Source organism: Marinobacter persicus (assembly GCF_002934325.1).
GTDB lineage: Bacteria > Pseudomonadota > Gammaproteobacteria > Pseudomonadales > Oleiphilaceae > Marinobacter > Marinobacter persicus_A.
Genome location: NZ_PTIV01000001.1, coordinates 180,830 through 200,906 on the forward strand (window position 1 = coordinate 180,830; position 20,077 = coordinate 200,906).

19 protein-coding genes are annotated in these 20,077 nt (G+C 59.5%); 7 read left to right on the forward strand and 12 right to left on the reverse strand.

What is annotated here, in order from left to right:
• Positions 1 to 24: 24 nt before the first annotated feature.
• Positions 25 to 1,854, reverse strand: coding sequence for an SLC13 family permease (locus BY454_RS00890; protein ID WP_104414742.1), 1,830 nt, complete (start codon positions 1,852 to 1,854; stop codon positions 25 to 27).
• Between the two features lie 145 nt (positions 1,855 to 1,999).
• On the opposite strand from BY454_RS00890, the gene BY454_RS00895 reads away from it, so the two are divergent.
• Both BY454_RS00895 and BY454_RS00900 read left to right on the forward strand, forming a co-directional pair.
• Positions 2,000 to 3,391, forward strand: a complete 1,392-nt coding sequence (locus BY454_RS00895) for a sigma-54-dependent transcriptional regulator (protein ID WP_104414801.1) — start codon at positions 2,000 to 2,002, stop codon at positions 3,389 to 3,391.
• Positions 3,388 to 4,419: a transporter gene (locus tag BY454_RS00900; RefSeq protein ID WP_104414743.1), complete on the forward strand. Its 1,032-nt coding sequence runs from the start codon at positions 3,388 to 3,390 to the stop codon at positions 4,417 to 4,419. Before BY454_RS00895 ends, BY454_RS00900 begins: the two co-directional genes overlap by 4 nt.
• Positions 4,420 to 4,425: 6 nt before the next feature.
• On the opposite strand, the gene BY454_RS00905 is transcribed toward BY454_RS00900, so the two are convergent.
• The 7 genes from BY454_RS00905 to dauA form a co-directional block, all read right to left on the reverse strand.
• Positions 4,426 to 4,887, reverse strand: coding sequence for a hypothetical protein (locus BY454_RS00905; RefSeq protein ID WP_104414744.1), 462 nt, complete (start codon positions 4,885 to 4,887; stop codon positions 4,426 to 4,428).
• Positions 4,888 to 4,891: 4 nt separating this feature from the next.
• A complete protein-coding gene (locus BY454_RS00910; RefSeq protein WP_104414745.1) occupies positions 4,892 to 5,584 on the reverse strand; it encodes a C39 family peptidase in 693 nt (230 codons plus the stop codon).
• A 14-nt stretch (positions 5,585 to 5,598) separates the two neighbouring features.
• On the reverse strand, positions 5,599 to 5,937 hold the full coding sequence (locus BY454_RS00915; protein ID WP_104414746.1) for a hypothetical protein: 339 nt from the start codon (positions 5,935 to 5,937) through the stop codon (positions 5,599 to 5,601).
• A 59-nt stretch (positions 5,938 to 5,996) separates the two neighbouring features.
• Entirely contained in the window at positions 5,997 to 6,959 is a 963-nt protein-coding gene (locus BY454_RS00920) for a hypothetical protein (RefSeq protein WP_104414747.1), read from the reverse strand.
• A 386-nt stretch (positions 6,960 to 7,345) separates the two neighbouring features.
• Complete coding sequence (locus BY454_RS00925) at positions 7,346 to 8,935, reverse strand: isocitrate lyase (protein ID WP_104414748.1); 1,590 nt, start codon at positions 8,933 to 8,935, stop codon at positions 7,346 to 7,348.
• A gap of 201 nt (positions 8,936 to 9,136) precedes the next feature.
• The gene (locus tag BY454_RS00930) at positions 9,137 to 11,086 is read right to left on the reverse strand and encodes a CASTOR/POLLUX-related putative ion channel (protein ID WP_104414802.1); all 1,950 of its coding nucleotides are present in this window, start codon (positions 11,084 to 11,086) and stop codon (positions 9,137 to 9,139) included.
• 79 nt (positions 11,087 to 11,165) lie between these two features.
• The gene (dauA, locus tag BY454_RS00935; RefSeq protein ID WP_104414749.1) at positions 11,166 to 12,896 is read right to left on the reverse strand and encodes a C4-dicarboxylic acid transporter DauA; all 1,731 of its coding nucleotides are present in this window, start codon (positions 12,894 to 12,896) and stop codon (positions 11,166 to 11,168) included.
• Between the two features lie 110 nt (positions 12,897 to 13,006).
• On the opposite strand from dauA, the gene BY454_RS00940 reads away from it, so the two are divergent.
• Together BY454_RS00940 and BY454_RS00945 are read left to right on the forward strand one after the other, a co-directional pair.
• Positions 13,007 to 13,189 (forward strand): CopG family transcriptional regulator, encoded by a 183-nt coding sequence (locus BY454_RS00940; protein WP_104414750.1) that lies wholly within the window; start codon positions 13,007 to 13,009, stop codon positions 13,187 to 13,189.
• A 23-nt stretch (positions 13,190 to 13,212) separates the two neighbouring features.
• Positions 13,213 to 14,211: a ChaN family lipoprotein gene (locus tag BY454_RS00945; protein ID WP_258075504.1), complete on the forward strand. Its 999-nt coding sequence runs from the start codon at positions 13,213 to 13,215 to the stop codon at positions 14,209 to 14,211.
• A 35-nt stretch (positions 14,212 to 14,246) separates the two neighbouring features.
• Here BY454_RS00945 and BY454_RS00950 read toward each other — a convergent pair whose 3' ends face one another.
• Positions 14,247 to 14,759: a macro domain-containing protein gene (locus BY454_RS00950; RefSeq protein ID WP_104414751.1), complete on the reverse strand. Its 513-nt coding sequence runs from the start codon at positions 14,757 to 14,759 to the stop codon at positions 14,247 to 14,249.
• Between the two features lie 104 nt (positions 14,760 to 14,863).
• Between BY454_RS00950 and BY454_RS00955 the strand changes: the two genes are divergently transcribed.
• Positions 14,864 to 15,574 carry an SIMPL domain-containing protein gene (locus BY454_RS00955; RefSeq protein WP_104414752.1) on the forward strand — a complete coding sequence of 237 codons (711 nt, stop codon included), beginning with the start codon at positions 14,864 to 14,866 and terminating at the stop codon, positions 15,572 to 15,574.
• An 18-nt stretch (positions 15,575 to 15,592) separates the two neighbouring features.
• Here the strand turns inward: BY454_RS00955 and BY454_RS00960 are convergent, their stop codons facing one another.
• Genes BY454_RS00960 through BY454_RS00970 form a run of 3 tightly spaced genes read right to left on the reverse strand, consistent with a single transcriptional unit; the run spans position 15,593 to position 18,292 of the window.
• Complete coding sequence (locus tag BY454_RS00960; protein WP_104414804.1) at positions 15,593 to 16,660, reverse strand: beta-N-acetylglucosaminidase domain-containing protein; 1,068 nt, start codon at positions 16,658 to 16,660, stop codon at positions 15,593 to 15,595.
• A 56-nt stretch (positions 16,661 to 16,716) separates the two neighbouring features.
• Positions 16,717 to 17,457, reverse strand: coding sequence for an OmpA/MotB family protein (locus BY454_RS00965; RefSeq protein WP_181049615.1), 741 nt, complete (start codon positions 17,455 to 17,457; stop codon positions 16,717 to 16,719).
• The gene (locus BY454_RS00970; protein ID WP_104414754.1) at positions 17,450 to 18,292 is read right to left on the reverse strand and encodes a motility protein A; all 843 of its coding nucleotides are present in this window, start codon (positions 18,290 to 18,292) and stop codon (positions 17,450 to 17,452) included. The genes BY454_RS00965 and BY454_RS00970 overlap by 8 nt, the downstream gene beginning before the upstream one ends.
• Before the next feature lie 87 nt (positions 18,293 to 18,379).
• Between BY454_RS00970 and BY454_RS00975 the strand changes: the two genes are divergently transcribed.
• Entirely contained in the window at positions 18,380 to 18,838 is a 459-nt protein-coding gene (locus BY454_RS00975) for an ATPase (protein ID WP_104414755.1), read from the forward strand.
• Between the two features lie 144 nt (positions 18,839 to 18,982).
• Positions 18,983 to 20,059 (forward strand): TRAP transporter substrate-binding protein, encoded by a 1,077-nt coding sequence (locus tag BY454_RS00980; RefSeq protein ID WP_104414756.1) that lies wholly within the window; start codon positions 18,983 to 18,985, stop codon positions 20,057 to 20,059.
• Positions 20,060 to 20,077 lie beyond the last annotated feature (18 nt).

The following is a 20,077-nucleotide window of genomic DNA, read 5'->3' on the forward strand; positions in this document are numbered from 1 at the left end:
CTTTATGTTTGCAGCATATCAGAATCAGCCCCACACCCAGAGAATCACCGGCACAGCCACGACGGTTACCACCACCGAAAGTGGCAGGCCCAGACGCCAGTAATCACCGAAGCGATAGCCACCCGGCTCCATCACCAAGGCATTGGACTGGTGGCCGATGGGCGTCAGGAAGGCACAGGAGGCACCCACGGCCACCGCCATCAAGGCGGCATCCGGCGCCAGGCCCAGTTGTTCCGAGAGGCCCAGGGCGATGGGGGCCACCAGGACCGCTGCCGCCGCATTGTTCACCACATTGGACAGCGCCATAGCGCCTACCAGAATGATACCCAGGGCCAGCCAACTCGGCTGTCCCTGCGCCACGGCCAGTATCTGGGCCGCAATCGAGTCGGCGCCACCGGTGGTTTCCAGCGCCTGGCCCACCGGGATCATGGCGGCCAGGAGAACAATCACGGACCAGTCAATGGCCCGGTAGGCCTCTGCCGGTTCCAGCAGGCGAGCCAGCACCATGGCCACAGCACAACCAATCAGGGCAACCGGTGGTCCCAGCCATCCAAGCAGAATAACGGCGATGGCTGCCAGAAACAGCCCGCCCGCCAGCCAGAGCTTTTTCGGGCGGCCCAGTTTAAGTTCCCGCTCGGCCAGGGGCAGGCAGCCCAGGGTCTGGAGCGTCGCCATCAGCGAGTCTTCTTCCCCCTGCACCAGGAGAATGTCTCCCGAGCGGAAACGAATATCCGCCAGTCGCTCTTTCAACCGATGCCCCTGACGGGCCACCGCCACAATGTTAAGTTCATACCTTTCCCGCAGATTCAGACGGTTGGCCGAACGCCCGGTCAGTTGGGAGTTTGGGGTAATCACGGCCTCGATTAACCGGACATCGCCGCTGGCAATCCTTTTTTCGGCCTCTTTTTCATCCGGCCGACGGCTCTCGGGTGAACCGTCTTCGTCCTCTTCTTCCTTTTGCTCTTCAACCGCGTGAGCCAAAGCCAGCCCGGTGTGGTCCAGAAATTCCTCCAGGGTCTGGGTATCCGCCTGCACCAGAAGGACATCGCCTTCACGCAATACGGTAAACGTGGACGGAGCCGGCGCACTTTCCTCGTCCCTGATCAACGCCAGGACCACCAGGCTCTGTGCGTTGTCACCGGATGTCAGAAGCTTATGCAGGGTGCCACCGGCGTAGTCCGAATCCTCCGGCACCCGCAACTCGGTTACGTAGTCGCCGACACTGAACAAGCTCTCCCCGTTGGCAGCCTCTTCCCGTTTCGGGGTCAGACGCCAGCCGATGAGCCCGATGAACACGATACCGGCCGCAGTGATAGCCAGGCCTGCCGGGGCAAAATCCAGCAACCCGAAGGCGCCGGTTTCCCGGTAGCTGGCGATGATGATGTTGGGCGGCGTGCCGATCAGGGTGATGGTACCGCCCAGGAGAGAACCGAAAGCGAGGGGCATTAACAGCAGGGAGGGTGAGCGGCCGGATTGCCGGGACATCCAGATCGCCACCGGCATCAATAAGGCCAGTGCCCCGACGTTATTGATGAACGCCGAGCACAGGGCAACCACCAAACTCAGGGTCACCACCTGCAGCACGGCGTTATGCCCAACCCTTGCCAGTAGCCGGGCCACCGCATCCACCACACCACCGTTCACCAGGCCCTGGCTGATCACCAATACAGCTGCCACCGTAATCACAGCGGGGTGGCTAAAGCCGGAGAACAGTTGGTCACCCGGCACCAGGCCGGTGACCGACACCGCCAGCAAGGCCAGCATCGCGACGACATCAAATCGGATCCGGTTCCAGACAAACAGGACAAGCGTGACGCCCAGAATCAGAAATATCATCCATTGATCAGACAACATCGACCGGCCCCTACTCCAAACAACGTCGATTATATTTACAGGCCAACCCTTTGGCCCGGGCGTCCATGACGGCAAGGTGCTGATATTCCGCCAGCTTCAGGAACTGGCCCGAGACCTGCTTTTCGGTGGTCCGAGGAAACGGATCATGGAACAGAAACCAAAATTGCTCTGGCTTTCGGCCGACAGGCGTCAGAACAACATCCATCAGCTGCTCACAAACCAGTGGCAGCTGAACCGGATTCACCCGGGCGAGCCTCTGCATACCCAAGAACCGGAGTGCCGCGGCAGACCTATCGGTGTTTGCGATCTGGCCAGCCTGACACAGGGTCAGTATGCCCACATTGACCAGTGGCTGGAACACCTGCCAGCCAGCTCGTGGCTGGCCATTGTGCAGACCGGCCAGCTGGATCACCCCCAGGTTCGACGCCTGATTCAGGACTACTGCCAGGACTACCACACCCTCCCCGTTGACTGGCGACGCCTGCGTTACAGTCTAGGGCATATGTGGGGAATGGCCTGTCTGGGCAACCTGGAGGTCGACCACAATCGCGCCAGCTATCAACACTTTGCCTTGAAGGGGCCTTCGCAGGCCATTCGCCGGACCCGTACCCTGCTGAGGCGGTTTGCAGCCACTAATGAGCCGGTGCTGATTTACGGCGAGAATGGCACCGGCCGGGACGCGGCAGCCCACTTTGTTCATCGGGAATCGCGCCGACGCCACCAGCCGCTGGTCACGGTAAACTGTGCAGCCCTTCCCCCTTCCCTGACCCAGAGCGAACTGTTTGGCCATGAACGCGGCGCGTTCACCCATGCCCTCAAGGCCCGCAAGGGCCGGATAGAGGCAGCCGATGGCGGCACCCTGGTGTTGGCCGGGGCTGATGAGCTCTGCCCGGAACAGCAATCGGCCATTCTTCGTTTTCTCCAGGACGGGCAGGTGGAGCCCATTGGCGCCAACCACTCCACCCAGGTAGACGTACGCATTATCGCCACCTGCAATACCCCCCTGGAAGACCTGGTGCACGCCGGTCATTTCCGGGAGGACGTGATGTATCGGCTGGGCAACCTGACAGTCACCATGCCGCCCCTTAGGGATCGGCTGGAAGACCTGCCCGGCCTGGTACAGCGCATGCTGGACAACACCACCAACCAGAAACACTGGATCGACAACGCCACATTGCTGGCCATGGCCCGCCATAACTGGCCCGGCAACCTCCGGGAACTCCAGAACCGGCTGAGCCAGGCGGTGCTGCTGTCCCGAAGCCTCCGTATACAGCCGGAGGACATGGGGCTACTGCAAACCACGCCACCAATGCAGACAGATCGTTATTCCCTCCAGGCCTTCCGGGCCCGGGCGGACCGGGAAGCGATCACCACCAGTCTGTCGCTCACGCACCAGAACATTTCAGCCGCGGCCCGGCTACTGAAGATTTCCCGGGTGTCGTTTTACCGGCTACTGGACAAGCACCGGCTGACGCCACCTTCCGCAAAAACCCACAACAACGCCGACCCCGACCGGGGTCAAGGAGAGACCTCATGAAACAGCTTGCCACTCTGGGACTGGCCGCCTGCCTCGCCCCCTTTGCCCACGCCGAACCCAACGACACTGCCACCGAGATTGCCTCAATCACCGCCGACCGGGGCATTGTCACGCAACCGGGACGTTTCACTTTTGAACCGTCGTTTTCCTATGCCCACAGCAGTGCAACCAAGGTGGCGGTGGAAGGCTATACGGTGATCCCCGCCCTGCTGGTGGGGCTCATCAATATTTCCGAAATCCAGCGCGATGTGTTCGTCGGCGCGTTAACCACCAAGTACGGATTCACCAGCCGATTCGAAGCCGGGCTTCGGGTTCCCTATCTCAGCATCGAAGAGGATATTCGTGCCCGAGAGGCCTTTAGCGGCACCCCCATTGACACGTTGGAAGAGTCTTCGGGCGAAGGCCTGGGGGATGTGGAACTGGCGCTACGCTACCAGCTCAATGATGGTCTGGACGGCTGGCCTTACCTGATCGGCACGTTCCGGGCCAAGGCGCCGACCGGTGATGGGCCCTATGACGTTGACCGGGACCCAATTACCGGTACGGATGGAGAAGTGGTGAGGGACAAAGACGGCAATCCCATTGGCTACGAGCTGGCCGAACGCCCCACCGGCTCAGGCTTCTGGTCGGTGGAGCCAGGCTTGTCGTTCATCTACCCTTCCGATCCCGCTGTGCTGTTCGGCAACCTGAGCTACGTGTGGACCATTGAGGACGACCAGGGGCCCGAGAATGGCGGCACGGTGGATCCCGGGGATGTCGTCCGGTTTGGCTTTGGCATGGGCTTCGCCTTCAACGAACGCACCTCGTTCAGCCTGGGGTACGATCACTCTGTCATTGGCGAGACCACCTACGAGCTGGGAAATGACTTGTTTGCCGCCAACTTCAGCCGTACCCAGGTCGCCTCGCTCGCCTTTGGACTGTCTCACCGGGTAACCAGTGACACCCTGCTGAGCCTGACCGTTGCCATCGGGGTCACCGATGCCGCACCCGACACGGAGATTACCCTGAAGCTGCCGATCAACCTGTAAGCAGCGTCACGGCAACATCGGCAGGCCGGCATCCTGTGGCAGACGATAGACGTTGCCGATATTGTTCAGCTCAATATCCAGCTGGCGAATTTGCTGGATGGTGACGCTATTGAGACTGTTCTGAAGCACCGTCATCCAGCCACCATCGCCCGCAGCGCCGGTGGTCAGCCTCAGGCCGTCCGAGCCAATGCTCTGGGCCACCAAGGACTCCATTTGCAGCGACAGCCCATCACCGGTCAGTCGCTGGTTCAGGTTGGGAATGCGCAGGTGATTGATGACCTGGGTCTCGCCGTTCACGGCCACTACCTGCTCAAGCCCGATGGCAATCTCCAGTCCGTCCAGAAAGAAGCCACCCCGCAGGGTTGCCAGTTCGGCATCCGACAGGGGAGTTTCACTCAGCCGCATCTCCGCCTGAACGCTCATGGCAACCAGAGTCATTGCCCAGAAAACGCCCATGTGTCGTTTCATGGCATCACCACTCCTGTGTACTGGGCCAATAAGGCAGAGTATGTCCCACGGACGGCCCCTCCAGCCCCTTGAACAGAGGCGCCCTCGCCAGCCCCGGCCAGTCGTCCCGGGCCAGAAAACTCGACCGGCCCTGCTCCAGATGGCTGCGAATGACAAATGCCGCGCCATCCCAATGCTGGTTGAACTCTGCCCAGGAATAGGCCTTCAGGCCCCGGGCCGGATCACCCACCAGCACTTCGCGTTGGCTAATACCCTTGATCACCACAAAATGCCGGTAACCACCCAGGGTGACCAGTGCAATCACCGGCACCCGCACCCGCTCACGCAGGCCTTCCAATGGCATCCGGAATCCATCCGCCTGGTAACCATTGGCTTCGAGATATCGCTTCATATCCAGCATGGAGAAACCGTCCCGAAGCACCTTTTCCTTATCCGCCAGGGCCAGCATCTCGCTGAAAACATCCTGCTCTGTCACTGGCCAGTCGTAATGGTAGGAAAGCAGGGAAGCCAGAGCAGCAGAACCACAGCTGAAATCGTACTGTTGCTGATACAGCTGGGCAAAACGCTGATCCTGAAAGCTGGTGACCGAAACCTCTACATGGCCACCGGCACCCGGGACCAGCACCGTTCCGGAAAAGGCGGTGGACCAGAGCAGGCAACCCAGTGCTCCTGCCAGCCACTGTGCTTTACCAACCATGATCCACCTCCGGCTCAGTGATTGATGAGAATGTTGATCTGGGTACTGTCCTGGATCACCACCTGATTACCCGTGTTCTGAATCACCGTGGCGATGCCGCTCATATTTTCGAACGCCTGGTCCGCGATCCAGTTGTCGCCGGTGTTTACCGGTCCTGACAACACATTGCCGCTCACCTCGGCATTCTGCTGGGCCTCATTCAGCTGCCACTGAATGGGAACGCCCTGACGGCCACTGGCCGCATCCAGCTGCTTAAGGCTCATGGGCTGTGCATCGGCCCAGTCCTCAGCAACAGCAACTCCGGGCATAACGGCGACCACAAGCATCAGTACCCTGTTCATGACTTTGGCCATGACACAACTCCCGACAAGGGAAGCTGCCCCCGTTGGAGGCAGCTCGCCCTGTCTCAGCCTCAGTTACCGCCGCCTGCGCTCAGGTTCGACATCACGCTGACGTTGGCCTGGGTCACGCTACCCACACCGGCGTTCTGGGCGAAGGCGCCGACACCGGTGAAGTTCGCGGAGCCACCGGAGATCTCGTTGGAGGTCCGGGTATCAACCATGGAGCGTTTGCCGTTGGCATCGCCATAGGTGACGTTGGTTCCAGACACGGTGCCGCTCAGCTCAGCATCGTTCATGAACACTTCCATCGACAGGTTCATGGTGTTCGAGCTGTTGTCTGAACTGTCGCTATTGTCGGTGTTGTTCGAATCACTGTTGCTGATCGAGCTGTCAGAGCTGTCACTGTTGCCGCTGTTGGCAATCTTGTAGGAGTCAGTGACGGTGGTGCTGTTATCAGAACTGTCGGAGTTATCCGAGTTGTCTGAGTTGTCCGAGTTATTCGTATTCGAATTATCGGAGTTGTTGGTATTGGAGTTATCAGTGTTTCCGCTGTCAGCCACCTTGTAGGAATCGTTCACACTGGTGCTGTTGTCGGAACTGTCACTGTTATCCGAGTTATCCACGGAGGAATTATCGGAGTTGTCCGACGCGTCGGTATTGCCACTGTCGGCAATCTTGAACGCATCGTTCAGGCTGGTGCTGTTGTCTGAGCTGTCGGAGTTGTCCGAATTGTCAGTGCTTGAGTTATCGGAATTATCCGTACTCGAATTATCCGACATGTCATTACCGCTATCGGCAATCTTGAACGAATCAGCAACGCTGGTGCTGTCGTCGGAATTGTCGGTGTTATCGGTATTGGTGGTTGAGTTGTCATTACCGGAGTCAGTATTTCCGGAATAGTTGGTGTTGGCTGCGGAGCTGTCATCCGCATTGGTGTTGGGGCTGCCATCGCCCCCCTGTTCCGCCATTGCATACCCGGAGATACCCAGACTCATTGCAATTGCAGCTGCCAGCAGGCTTTTTTTGGTATTCATGATTCATGTCCTTTTGATGATATTGGCTTAACGGGAATCCGTCCCATCCCGCCGCCAGTGAGCGGGGGCGCCAGGGCACAGATCCGTAGGAATCAAAAGAGCGATTAGTATGCCAACCCCACCAATGAACTTTTAAGCTTATGAATACCTGAACTATTTTCAACAACGTCCCGAATCCGAAGGAAAGCCAAAAAGCCTGAACCTGTATCACCCCTGAAACACTCGCCAGTGTGTCAGTCAGTGATAACCTCAAATATCGTCGCAAATCAGGAAGATGAGGGATTACACCAGTGTTAAAAACAAAAACCCCGCAAAGCTCGCGCCTTGCGGGGTTTTCTGTGGTCGGTGAGCGCCGAAGCACTCACCGGAACATCATGAGGCCAGTTTTAGAACTGGTTCATGGTGTTGTCTTTACCACCGGCCTTCAGAGCCGCGTCACCTGCGAAGAACTCTTTGTGGTCATCACCGATGTTGGAACCGGCCATGTCCTGGTGCTTAACAGTCGCGATACCCTGACGGATTTCCTTACGCTGAACGCCGCCAACGTAGGCCAGCATGCCTTCGTCACCGAAGTAGCCCTTGGCCAGGTTGTCAGTGGACAGAGCAGCGGTGTGGTAAGTCGGCAGAGTGATCAGGTGGTGGAAGATACCTGCTTCTGCAGAGGCCTTGCGCTGGAAGTCCGCAGTCCACTCGTCAGCCAGTTTACCCAGCTCGGTGTCGTCGTACTTGCTGTCCATCAGAGCTTCACGGTCATAGGCAGATACGTCTTTGCCTTCTTCTTTCCAGGCATCGAATACCTGCTGACGGAAGTTCAGGGTCCAGTTGAAGGACGGGCTGTTGTTGTAAACCAGCTTGGCATCGGGCACCACTTCACGGATGCGGTTAACCATGCCGGCGATCTGGCCAACGTGCGGCTTCTCGGTTTCGATCCACAGCAGGTCAGCGCCGTTCTGCAGGGAAGTGATGCAGTCCAGGACAACACGGTCTTCGCCAGTGCCCGGCTTGAACTGGAACAGGCCAGAAGGCAGACGCTTCGGCTTCATCAGCTTGCCGTCAGACTTGATCACAACGTCGCCGTTGTTGATCTGGGAAGCGTCGTCGATGTACTCGCCATCGAGGAAGCTGTTGTACTTGTCGCCCAGGTCGCCCGGCTCGTCAGTTACGGCCAGTTTCTGGGTCAGGCCAGCGCCCAGGGAGTCGGTACGGGCAACGATAACACCGTCATCAACACCCAGCTCCAGGAACGCCAGACGTACGGCGTTGATTTTGGACAGGAAGTCAGCGTGCGGAACGGTTACCTTACCGTCCTGGTGACCACACTGCTTCTCGTCGGAAACCTGGTTTTCGATCTGGATGCAGCAGGCACCGGCTTCGATCATCTTCTTGGACAGCAGGTAAGTGGCTTCAGCGTTACCGAAACCTGCGTCGATGTCGGCAATGATCGGCACAACGTGAGTTTCGTGGTTGTCGATCTGCTTGATCAGCTCTTCAGCCTTGGCAGTGTCGCCGGCGTTTTCAGCTTCTTCCAGGGCGCGGAACAGGTGGTTCAGTTCCCATGCGTCAGCCTGGCGCAGGAAGGTGTAAAGCTCTTCGATCAGGCCAGGAACGGCGGTCTTCTCGTGCATGGACTGGTCCGGCAGCGGGCCGAACTGTGAACGCATGGCCGCAACCATCCAGCCAGACAGGTACAGGTAACGACGCTTGGTGTTACCAAAGTGCTTCTTGATGGACAGCATCTTCTGCTGACCAATAAAGCCGTGCCAGCAGCCCAGGGACTGGGTGTACTGGGAAGTGTCCTTGTCGTAGTTCGCCATGTCTTCGCGCATGATTTTGGCGGTGTACTTGGCGATGTCCAGACCAGTCTTGAACTTGTTCTGGGCGCGCATGCGGGCAGCGTGCTTCGGGTTGATAGCGTTCCAGGTCGGGTTCTGCTTCAACAGGGAAGCAATCTGATCAACGTCTTGTGCGTAAGGCATCTCTATGTCCTTTCTACGTTTTAGGTTCAAAAGGTGCGGAAAAACTGCTGCCAGGCAGCATCCGAAGCCAACTGCCTGCGGCCGGTAACGGGCAGGCGCTGACGTTAAGCGATACTCTAGACGCTTTGAATTTATAATTGAAATTTATGTGGTGTATTTTCGGCATTTTCTACGTGAATACCTAGACAGGTAGGAAGCGTCCTATGTACGGCACATAACCAGCAGACGATCATGTTCCTGAATATCCAGATATTGCCGACGCGGAGGGTTCATCATTATGTGCCGACCACGATCGTCGGGCCTGGCCCGATAAAGGCCCAGCGCCACCTCGCCACGGGCTGCGACAATTTTTTCCAGTACCTGGAAATTGGTGCTGGCCGGCAGTGGATAGTCGTTGGGATCACGAAACTGGAATTCCGCTCCATTGACGGTAAAGAGCTCGTCCAGCACCACGCGCAGCTCCCGCCGCAGCGCCACCTGGGCCAGCACGTGACTGAGAATCATGGGGCTGATCAGCATCTCACTCTGGTGACCGTACAGCAGTTGCCGGTTATCGGGGTCACTCAACTCCAGGATCACCTGGGGCCGGCGGACGGATTCCGACAGTATGTCTTCCAGTTGCAGGTAGCCCACCATGGCACGGGCGTCAGCTTCCTCATCGGAACCGATGCGGTCGCTGCTCAACAGCATCACCGTATCGTAGGTGGCCGGGTCCAGTTTGCGCAGGTCGTCTTCGATCATGTAATCGGCTTCCAGCAGGCGACCGTTCACCCCGGCCAACTCCACACCATGGCGGCGCAGTTCCCGCTCCCGCTCGGCCAGGGGAATGACCGACACCAGGTCCAGATGGAACTGGCGGCCTGGATAGCTGGCAAATTCCGCCGCCAGGCTGGGCACGCGCCGGTTCCAGCCCAGAACCAGGACCCGGTGCGCACGGCCCTGGGCCGCCACCACCGCCGACGGCTCGGCACGCTCAAACATGGCCAGGGGCTCTGCCTTGGAGTCATTGCCGGTATGTTCATACTCGCGGGCCAGCAGTACCACCCGGTCTTCCCGGTGAATCACGGCATTGGCCGGTGCAGGCATGTCGATCCGCCAGCGCTGACTGTCCGTCGGGTGTAACAGCCCCAGGACAATGGCTTGGGGGCGCTGCGCGGCGAGCTCGCTGACGGTCAGGCCTTCGGCCGTTTCGCCGCCACGAACAAAGATTTCGTTGCCTTCACCGGCGGTCAGCAGCTCGTTATAGACCTCCGACAAATGGGGGTGTAGCACGTTCTGGACCATCAGGCGGCTGATGGTGGCATCCCCCGCCACCACTTCCACCGACCCCGGGTAAGCCCGCTGGATGACCGGCAATTTACGCATATCCTGGATTTCCGCCACCACAAACGGCAGTGAACTACCAAAGTCTCGGGCCTGGGCGGCAATGGAGAGCAGCGCCTTAACGGTCTCCACGTCCGGCGTGACGAAACTGCCGGCGCCATGCCCATGACTGGGCACGATCACCGCTGCGGCGTCCAGACAGGCCACCCGTTGCAGGGCCTCGGGCTGAATCGGAGAGCCACTGCGCAGGATCACCTCCCGTGAGCGATCACCCACACCCGGTTCATTTCTCAGCTCATGCAACTGGCCGGCACCCGCCTCTTCAGCCAGCACCACCAGCCGCAGCTTCTGGGTATCGTGCTTCTCCAGAAAACGGCGCATACGACCTGTGGAACCAAACAGTTCGGCTACCAGCGGCGGGGTCTGGGCGGTCCAGCCCAGGACCACCAGGTGGTTTTTCAGGGTCACCGGGGTCAGCCCCCGCTCCAGCTCAGCCATCTTGGCGATCAACCAGCGGGTCAGAATGGCCACCAGAGTGCCCATGAACACCACATAACCGGAGATGGTCAGCAGGGTGGAGACAATGCGCTGCCAGGTACCGACATCGTCCCCCAGGTAACCGGGGTCGGTCAGACGCAGGAACGCCCACCAGATGGCGGAACCCGCATCCTCGAATTCATCGGCCGCCGGCATGATCACCAGCAGGCCGCCAATGAGGGAAATCAGGGCGATGAACAGGCCAACCACCAGCAACTGGAAGCCGGCCCCCTTTACCAGCTGTCGCTCGACAATAAACTTGACCCGGTCAATCAGGCGGAAGGGCAGCATGAAGTCATCCTGTGCAATGAGAATTACCTGCACAGGATAGAACAAAGTGCCAGAAAAGAAGAATATCAGTGGCTTGGAATTACTCGCTTTTACTGCCAGCCGCATGCAGGGCGGCTTCCAGGGTCGGGGTGAAGCGGCTCACCCCCGCCTCCGGTGCCAGCCCGGCCCTGGCCAGCGCCCTCAGAGGCTGGAACTGCAGGTCGGCCACGATCACCTGACTGCCACTTTCACGGCAGGTGTCAATCAGCTTTCCCAGGGCCGACAGGCCACCGGCGTCCAACACGGTGACACCGTCCATATAGAGGATAAAGCCCCGCGCTTCCCGGGACAGCTCGGCCAATTCCCCGAAGATGCGATCAGCGGCGGCAAAAAACAGCGGGCCGTTGATCTTGAAGACCCGCCAGCCCTCCGGCAGGGACTCGCCCCGGATACGCTTGCTGTCGGTGATGTCCGTCACCCGTGTCATTTTGGCCATTTCCTGCATAAACAGGACCGCCGCCAACAGGATGCCGGTGGTAATGGCGATCACCATGTCCAGCGCCACGGTCAGACCAAAACAGGTGAGGAACACCAGGATATCGCCCCGGGGTGCCGTTCTCAGCAGGTGCACCGCCTTGGGCGCTTCACTCATATTCCAGGCCACCATCACCAACAGCGCTGCCATAGCCGGCATGGGCAGGTAAGCCAGGACACCGGCCAGAGATACCAGGGCCAGTAGCACAACCACCGCATGCACCATGGCCGCCACCGGCGACTGGGCGCCGGCCCGGTAATTGGCCGCGGAACGGGCAATGGCCGCAGTGGCGGTGATGCCACCGAAGAAGGGCACCACGATGTTACCCAGCCCCTGCCCCATCAATTCGCTGTTGGCGCTGTGCCGTTTGCCGGTCATGCCATCGAGCACCACCGCGCACAGCAGTGATTCAATCGCCCCCAGCATGGCAATGGCGAACGCCGCTGGCAGCAGTTCACGCACCATATCCCATGACAGCCCCAGCGGCGCACCGTCCGGCCCCGGTTGCTGCCAGGGCCAGGTGAATTCCGGCAGGAACGGCGGAATGCCGGCACCGGTACTGCCATCCGGCAACAGATAGCTGAACCGTGAGCCAATGGTTTCGATACCCGCACCGCTGGCGTTCAGCATCAACGCCAGGCCACTGCCCACCAATACTGCTGGCAGGTGCGGCGGCACTGGCGTGCGCAACTTTGACCACAGCAACATCACCGCCAGTGTTGCCGCCGCCACCAGCGTGCTCATACCGTCGATTTGGGGCAATGCCTGGCCCAATACCGCCAACTTATCCCAGTAATGCTCCGGCAGACTCTCCAGGGGCAGCCCGAAGAAATCCTTCACCTGCAGAGTCAGGATCACCACGGCAATACCGGCGGTGAAGCCCAGGGTAACGGCCTCCGGGATGTACTCGATCAAACGGCCCAGGCGCATGAGGGCCATGATCACCAACAGCACCCCGGACATCAGGGTGGCCAGCAGCAAACCGCCCAGGCCATACTCCTGGGCAATGGGATACAGGATCACGACAAAGGCGGCTGTGGGGCCTGAAATACTGAAACGGCTGCCGCCGGTCAGGGCGATAACAAAGCCGGCAATAACGGCGGTATAAAGACCGTACTGAGGCGCCACGCCGCTGGCGATGGCCAGCGCCATGGACAGCGGAATGGCGATAATCCCCACCGTTATGCCGGCCATCAAGTCTTTTACAAACCGGTGCCCGTTATAACGTTCGCTCAGGCAGGCTTCACGGAAAGCATGGGCAAAGCGCAGTGAAAACAGGTGGGCACGATGGGACATACAGGGACTCGCCAGTCAGGATTTATTTACATTATATGGTTGTTATTTGTTCATTCAATGTTAATCTAATTAACATACCAGTCACTTAACGCCGTAAGAAGCTCTGAACCATGGAAAACCGAACTGCCCGACTCACGCTCCTGATTGACCCCGAAAAGAAAGCAACCTTCGAGAAACTCTGCAAGGAAGAGGATGTCACCCCTTCCCAGAAAGTCCGGCAATTCATTCGCGAATACGTGGAATCCCGGCTCGGCCCAGACTGGCGCGAACAGCACCCGCAGAAATCCGATTGAGCCGACACACCGATGGACGCCCCATGAGACTGTACTTTGCTGCCCTGGCCCTGTTCACCCTGACGCTCCCTGGATGCGCTGCCATGCCCTCAGACACTGCAATGCTGACGCCACCGGAAAGCCAGTACGACGCCCGGCTTGTCGATCCACAAACCGGCCAGTTGCTATCGGTCCCTGAACTGGCCTCGCGGCTGTCTGAAACCGATGTGGTGGTCATCGGTGAGTTCCACGGCCATCATGGTTCTCACCTGCTGCAGGCCCGTTTGCAGCAGGCGCTGTTCCAGCACAATCCAGCCCAGATACTGAGCATGGAGCAATTCAACCTGGATCACCAGCAGGTTCTGGATGACTACCTGGAGGGCCGCCTCGGGGAAACCGAAATGCTGGAAGACGCCCAGGCCTGGGATAACTACCGGGCGTCCTACCGCCCCGTGGTGGAGTTTGCCCGGCAACACCATCTGCCGGTCATGGCCGCCAACGCACCGGCCGATGTAGTTCGTTGTGTCGGTCGCCAGGGCCCGGCCTACCTCGACACACTTGCCCCTGCCCAGCGCGACCAATTGCCGGACTCACCGTTCCTCGACACCCCGGCCTACAAGGAAAAATTCGTCGAAGCCATCCAGGGCAGCCATGGCACCGATAACGAATCGCTGTCCGAGCGCATGCGCAATACCTATCGCGCCCAGCTGCTGCGCGATAACACCATGGCCGAGCGTATACTCCACGCCCGGGAGGAGCACCCCAATCACCAGGTAATTCATCTTACCGGCACGTTCCACAGCGAAGAACGGCTGGGTACGGTGGCGGTACTGGAAAAACGGGCGCCGAAGCTGAGCGTGGCCCTCATATCCCCGGTCATCTGGGCAAACGACACCGAACAGATGCCCCTTGAGGACAATCGCAACCGGGGCGACTACCTCTACTTCATCCAGCCCCTACCCGAGGAATACAAGGATGAAGATCGGCGCCGCAAGGCCATGCAGGCCCGATTCAGCCGCAGCAAACCGGCAGATTGCGACTGACCACAGACGCTCCCGGCATGTCCCTTATCGTCACTTCACTGTCCCAGCGCTGAGCGAAACGCCTCCAGGTCTTTCTCACTGAACGCCACCAGGCGAACGCGCTGGACATGGGCCAGGCCCGGGCCGGCTTCCCGAATGACAGACACGGCCACCCGAGTAGCCTCTTCCAGCGGGTACCCGAACACCCCGGTGGATATCGCGGGAAACGCAATGGACTCCAGACCCTCGGCATCGGCCAGACTCAGGGCATTCCGATAACAGTCAGCCAACAGCTGATCCGACGGTTCGTCCTCGCCATACACCGGCCCCAGACAATGAATCACATGGCGGTTGGGCAAATCGTGGGCACCGCTGATCACCGCCTGCCCCGGTTCAATCGGGGCCAACTTCCGGCACTCCTCCGCCAGGCCGGGACCGGCCGCCGAGTGGATGGCGCCGGCCACACCACTGCCCGGCATCAGTCGGGCGTTGGCGGCGTTGACGATGGCGTCGATGTCCGGCTGGTTGGCAATGTCTCCCTGCACGCACTCAATCGACACATCTGTCATGTTTATCCCCTTATTTGCCACATAAACTAACGGGTAGGCTTTACTGTACTCAGGATAGCAGCCTGGGCAGATCTGTCCGGCGCCTCAGCAAAAGGAGTCTTTCCATGAAGACGGTGCCCGCGCTCATTCTCGGCATCAGCGCCATTATCGCGGCGATGTTTCTCAGTGCCGGCCTGACCGACCTGCGCACCGGCGACCGCTACGTCACGGTCAAAGGCGTGGCCGAACGGGAAGTGCAGGCCGACCTGGCGCTATGGCCTCTGCGCTTCGTGGCCACCGGGGATACCCTGGACCAGGCCCAGGAAAAAGCCCGGATGAGCCGGGAAGCCATCATGGCCTTTCTGAAACTCCAGGCCATCGACACTTCGGCGGTGGAATTGCAGCGGCTGGACGTGACCGACACCCGGGCCAACGCCTATGGTGCCAATAACAACCCGCAGAAATTCATCATCAATCAGACGCTGATGGTGCGCAGCACGCACGTCGACCGCATCCGCCAGGCGGCCCAGAACGTCAGTGAACTGGTGGATTCCGGCGTGGCGCTGTCCTCGGACTATGGTCCCAGCGGCCCCACCTACCTGTTCAACCGCCTGAATGACATCAAGCCCGAGATGATTTCCGAAGCCACCGCCGCCGCCCGGGAAGCCGCCAGCCAGTTTGCGCAGGACGCCAACACCAGCCTTGGGGGCCTGCGCCGGGCCAACCAGGGCGTGTTCCAGATTCTGGCCCGGGACCAGGCGCCCGGCATTTCCGAGAACCAGCAGCCGGTCAAAACCGTGCGGGTGGTATCGACGTTTGACTACTACCTGGAATAGGAAGCGGCAGGCCGTGAATTACTGGGTTTGCACCATTTCATCGGTGACCAGGTAGTCCCCCGCCAGCCAACGCATGATTTCAGAGGCGGCGGGGTGATCGAAGGCATCGTAGGTGTGCAGCAACGCCTGCTTGCGCTCGTCACTCAGGCGGCCCAGGCCCGCGTCCTGAAGCACCAGCAAATCACGACGTAACTGGTTAGCCAGTTCACTGCCCAGCACCTCCCGGGCGGCGTGCAAAAAGGCCTGGCCGTACTGGTAATCCGGCCCCAGCCGGTAGCTTTCAGCCAAGGTCAGGGCCGGGAGCGTGGTCAATGTCGGCTGCAGCGCCGGGTTGATGGCATGACCGGCCAGCCAGGCGGCATTCCCCGCAGGCCGTCCGGTAAAGCCCCGCAGGTGCAGGTGTCCGGACATGCGATCGCCGTCGTTTACCGGGTAATTGTCCCAGAGTATCGGCTTACGACCGAGCAACTTGCCCACGCGTTTGAGGTGGCCCGGAGAAATTTCCCGGGAACAGACCTCTTCGCCGGTCCAGAACACATGAATGGAGGGATCAAGTGCCTGACCCAGGGTTTCCAGATAATCGGCGGGCCGCTCACCAAACACCCGGTCCAGTACGGGGTCATCCGAGTAATAGCTCGGACAGACGCTCAGGCGGGGAATGTCGGTGTGATCCCGGACCCAGTGCATGATATCGGCCTGAACCTGTGCCAGGTTGGGAATATCCGAGCGCATGTCATCGAACAGGATGGCCAGTTCATCAAGCCCCAGTTTCTCCAGCGCCTTGAGCTTGCGCGCCAGCTGAGCCTGTGCCGCCTGGTCGAAATTATTGAAAATTTCATAGGGGCTCAGGCCAACGCCAAAGCTCACCCCCTGGCGGCGGCAGAACCGGGCAAAATCGGCCATGGCCCGGGCTTGCGCCTCGGGAAACGGCTCCTGCCAGCGCCGACGCAGCCAGGCATCCGCCTTGGGCGCATACAAGTAAAAGGCATAACCGTGAGGTGCCAGGGTTTTCACCAGCTGCTGGCGCTCCTCCCAGCTCCACAGGGGGCCGTAAAAACCCTCAATGATACCCAGTGATACGGTCATGACTTTTTTCTCTCCAGCACTCACAAACAGCCGCCCGCCGGGCAATGGCGGCTCCTTCAAGAATCAGTATTGTCGACAGGTGGCTGCAGGACAAGCTCCACCCGGCGGTTGCGGGCCCGGCCCCGCTCGGTGTCGTTGCGCGCCAGAGGCCGGGTATCGGCAAAGCCGGTGGCCTGCATTCTGGCCGGGGAAATGCCCTGGCTTTCAAACAACCGGACAACACTGCCCGCACGGGCCGATGACAACTCCCAGTTGGAGGGATAACGCGGACCGCTGATCGGAATGTTATCGGTATGACCGGCCACCATCAGTTGATAGTCAGTCTCAGACAACAGGGGCACCAACTTTTCCAGTTGGCTCATGCCGTCATTGGACAGCGTTGCCGTGCCCGAGGCAAACAGGATCTCACTGCCAATCCGAAGATTTACCCCGCCTTCCTGGAGAACCACATCCACCTGTTCCGCCAGCCCCGCTTCCTGCAAAAAACGCAGGGCCTCTCCGGCAAAAGCCGCCATCGGATCCAACGCCGGACCAGCCGTGCCCGGCGCAACCGCCGGTTCCGGGTCGCTCGCGGGTGCTGCCGAGGCCTGAACCGTTTCCGGTGTTTTCGAGCTCCCCGGGATGCCAGAAGGTCCGCCCGAAAAAGCCAGCATCACCACAAACATCACCAGCAGCAGGGTAATCACATCCAGGTAGGTCATCAGCCAGCCGTCTTCATCGGTACTGCGCACCAGAGGAATCTTCAGGCTGTCGGAGCGCCGGGCAACACGGGAGCCCCCCTGATCCAGATCAGGCATTGCGTGCGCTCTCTCTGGTCGTGGCCCGGGCCTTGGTGGTGGAGGCGGCGGGCGCCGGCGCCCTGACATCGCGGATTTCATCGTCATAACTGGCGACAAAGGACTTCAGGGTCTCGCGCATCAGCGATGGGCTTCGCTTCTTGCACATCATGGAGATGCCCTGCATCACCATGCGCATCAGGATGATCCGCTGTTCCGTGCGACGCTCCAATTTGACCGCCACCGGGCGAAAAATCAGGTTCGCCAGCAAAATGCCATAGAAGGTAGTCATCAAGGCCAGGGCCAGTTGCTGGCCTATTACGTCCATGCTGCCGCTATCCAGAAGGAACATCATGTTGATCAGCCCCACCAGGGTACCGATCATGCCAAAGGCCGGGGCGAAACTGGCCATCACCCGGAACAGCTGGGCCTCGGCATGCTCCCGGGCACGCAGGCGGGCAATCCGCCACTCCATGAAATCCATGATGTCTTCTTCCGGGTTCAGCTCAATCACCAGCTGGACGCCCGAACGCAGGAAGGGATTGCGCACACTTTCCAGAGCCCGTTCAACAGCGGCCAGGTCACCATCGATCCACAGCCGGGAAATCCGGACCAGCTCGCTGATATCCCGTTCGGTGTACAGCTTTTCATTGCGTACCACGGTGCCAAACAGCCGGAACACACGCAGCACTTCGCCCAGCGGGAAGGAAATAAACGTGGCTGCCAGGGTGCCCCCCACCACAATCGCAAGGCCGGGCAGGTTGATGAACAGGGCCGGGTCTTCGGCCGACCAGAACAGCACGCTGGCCAACACCGCCAGGCCCGCAACCATACCGATGAGGGTAGAGGGGTTCATTCCATGCTCCAATCAAACGACAATCCAGACTAGACTGTTACGATAAAGGGAAAAATACAAATTCCATTGTGACCGGAGTGCAAACCTATGGAAATCAAAACTTTTGCCGATCTGATCGAGTGGACCCGTCAGATGCACGAGCACCACGCCCGCTGCCTGAAAGAGTCTGCCGCGCTTAACAGTAACGACCGGATCAGCGCCCTGCTCGAGTATCTCGGCTCACACGAAGACCTGCTGGCCAGGGAAGTGGCCGAATACCAGAGCCAGGCTGACTCCAAGGCAATGCAGACCCGACTCTATGATTACGGTGTGCACAAACCGGTTGAAAAAAATCGCACCTGCGACCTGCATTACAACAATAAGAGTTTTGACGAAATCAGCCGCGAGATTTTTGCCTTCCATGACCGGGTGATCGCGTTGTACGACTCCCTGGCGGGCAAGGCCGAGATTCCGGAGGCCAAGGAGCTGGCCGAAAACCTCAAGGAATTGGAGGAGCATGAATCCATGCGCATGGCGGGCTCGATTGGCCGGATGCAGGATCTTTAAGACCTTCAACACAACCGCGAATTGGTTCGAATGACTACCGTTCTCGCGAGTTAATTGCTACGCTCAAGTAGGTTGACGGCGCCGGTTTCTGGCAGCGCCCGGAACCGGCACCGACTATAAAAACGACAAGAGGGTAGAATAACAATGAAGATCCGTTCTGTTCTTTCCGCGGCTGTATTGGCGGTCGCAACCACCGTCTCCGCCACACAGGCCCTCGCGCAAGAAAGGTTCACGCTCCGTCTCGCTGAAACCTGGGGCCCCAACTTCCCGATCTTTGGCGACACCACCAAGCGTTTTGCTGAAAACGTCGAGAAGATGTCCGATGGCCGCCTGCGCATCCGCATCGATTCCGCCAACAAACACAAGGCCCCGCTGGGCGTGTTTGACATGGTCAAGGCTGGCCAGTACGACATGGGCCACTCCGCCTCCTACTACTGGAAGGGCAAGGTCCCCGAAACCCTGTTTTTCACCAGTATGCCGTTTGGCATGATCGCCACCGAACAATACGCCTGGTTCTACCATGGCGGCGGCATGGAGCTGATGCAGGAAGTGTATGAGCCCCACAACATGCTGTCCTTCCCCGGCGGTAACACCGGCGTGCAGATGGGCGGCTGGTTCCGCAAGGAAATAAACTCCCTTGAGGATCTTCAAGGCCTCAAAATGCGCATTCCGGGCTTTGCCGGTGAGGTCTTTGCCGAGGTTGGGGTGAACCCGACCAATATCGCCCCGGGCGAGCTTTACACCGCCCTTGAGCGCAATACCATCGACGCCGTTGAGTGGGTCGGCCCGGCACTGGATCTACGCCTGGGCTTCCAGCAAATCGCTGACTACTACTACACCGGCTGGCACGAACCGGCCACCGAGCTGCAGTTCCTGATCAACAAGGATAGCTGGGAAGAACTGCCGGCGGATCTGCAGGAAATCATGCGCGTCGCCATGCGAGCCTCAGCCTATGACATGCTGATTCAATCCCAGCATGCCAACGCAGAAGCTTGGGCCAGCATCAAGGAAGAGTATCCGAACGTGCAGATCAAACAGTTCCCGGACGACGTTTTCGACGCCATGTACGCAGCCAACAAGAAGCTTCTGGATGAAGCGGCCGCAGAGAGCGATATGGCAGCGAAAATCATCAAATCCCAAGAGGAGTACAAGGAAAAGAGCCGCGCTTACACAGACATTTCCGAGCGCGCGTATCTCAACACCATGGCCGAAGTCGAGTAAACTGGGAGGCCATGAAGT

Bases quoted from the DNA above. Each gene is read 5' to 3' on its own strand.
- dauA (WP_104414749.1), bottom strand. From the start codon at position 12,896: ATGTCCCATCGTGCCCACCTGTTTTCACTGCGCTTTGCCCATGCTTTC.
- BY454_RS00950 (WP_104414751.1), bottom strand. From the start codon at position 14,759: ATGACAGATGTGTCGATTGAGTGCGTGCAGGGAGACATTGCCAACCAG.
- BY454_RS00910 (WP_104414745.1), bottom strand. From the start codon at position 5,584: ATGGTTGGTAAAGCACAGTGGCTGGCAGGAGCACTGGGTTGCCTGCTC.
- BY454_RS00915 (WP_104414746.1), bottom strand. From the start codon at position 5,937: ATGGCCAAAGTCATGAACAGGGTACTGATGCTTGTGGTCGCCGTTATG.
- BY454_RS00930 (WP_104414802.1), bottom strand. From the start codon at position 11,086: ATGCTGCCCTTCCGCCTGATTGACCGGGTCAAGTTTATTGTCGAGCGA.
- BY454_RS00895 (WP_104414801.1), top strand. From the start codon at position 2,000: ATGGAACAGAAACCAAAATTGCTCTGGCTTTCGGCCGACAGGCGTCAG.
- BY454_RS00905 (WP_104414744.1), bottom strand. From the start codon at position 4,887: ATGAAACGACACATGGGCGTTTTCTGGGCAATGACTCTGGTTGCCATG.
- BY454_RS00965 (WP_181049615.1), bottom strand. From the start codon at position 17,457: ATGCCTGATCTGGATCAGGGGGGCTCCCGTGTTGCCCGGCGCTCCGAC.
- BY454_RS00945 (WP_258075504.1), top strand. From the start codon at position 13,213: ATGAGACTGTACTTTGCTGCCCTGGCCCTGTTCACCCTGACGCTCCCT.
- BY454_RS00925 (WP_104414748.1), bottom strand. From the start codon at position 8,935: ATGCCTTACGCACAAGACGTTGATCAGATTGCTTCCCTGTTGAAGCAG.
- BY454_RS00940 (WP_104414750.1), top strand. From the start codon at position 13,007: ATGGAAAACCGAACTGCCCGACTCACGCTCCTGATTGACCCCGAAAAG.
- BY454_RS00920 (WP_104414747.1), bottom strand. From the start codon at position 6,959: ATGAATACCAAAAAAAGCCTGCTGGCAGCTGCAATTGCAATGAGTCTG.
- BY454_RS00900 (WP_104414743.1), top strand. From the start codon at position 3,388: ATGAAACAGCTTGCCACTCTGGGACTGGCCGCCTGCCTCGCCCCCTTT.
- BY454_RS00975 (WP_104414755.1), top strand. From the start codon at position 18,380: ATGGAAATCAAAACTTTTGCCGATCTGATCGAGTGGACCCGTCAGATG.
- BY454_RS00890 (WP_104414742.1), bottom strand. From the start codon at position 1,854: ATGTTGTCTGATCAATGGATGATATTTCTGATTCTGGGCGTCACGCTT.
- BY454_RS00980 (WP_104414756.1), top strand. From the start codon at position 18,983: ATGAAGATCCGTTCTGTTCTTTCCGCGGCTGTATTGGCGGTCGCAACC.
- BY454_RS00955 (WP_104414752.1), top strand. From the start codon at position 14,864: ATGAAGACGGTGCCCGCGCTCATTCTCGGCATCAGCGCCATTATCGCG.
- BY454_RS00970 (WP_104414754.1), bottom strand. From the start codon at position 18,292: ATGAACCCCTCTACCCTCATCGGTATGGTTGCGGGCCTGGCGGTGTTG.
- BY454_RS00960 (WP_104414804.1), bottom strand. From the start codon at position 16,660: ATGACCGTATCACTGGGTATCATTGAGGGTTTTTACGGCCCCCTGTGG.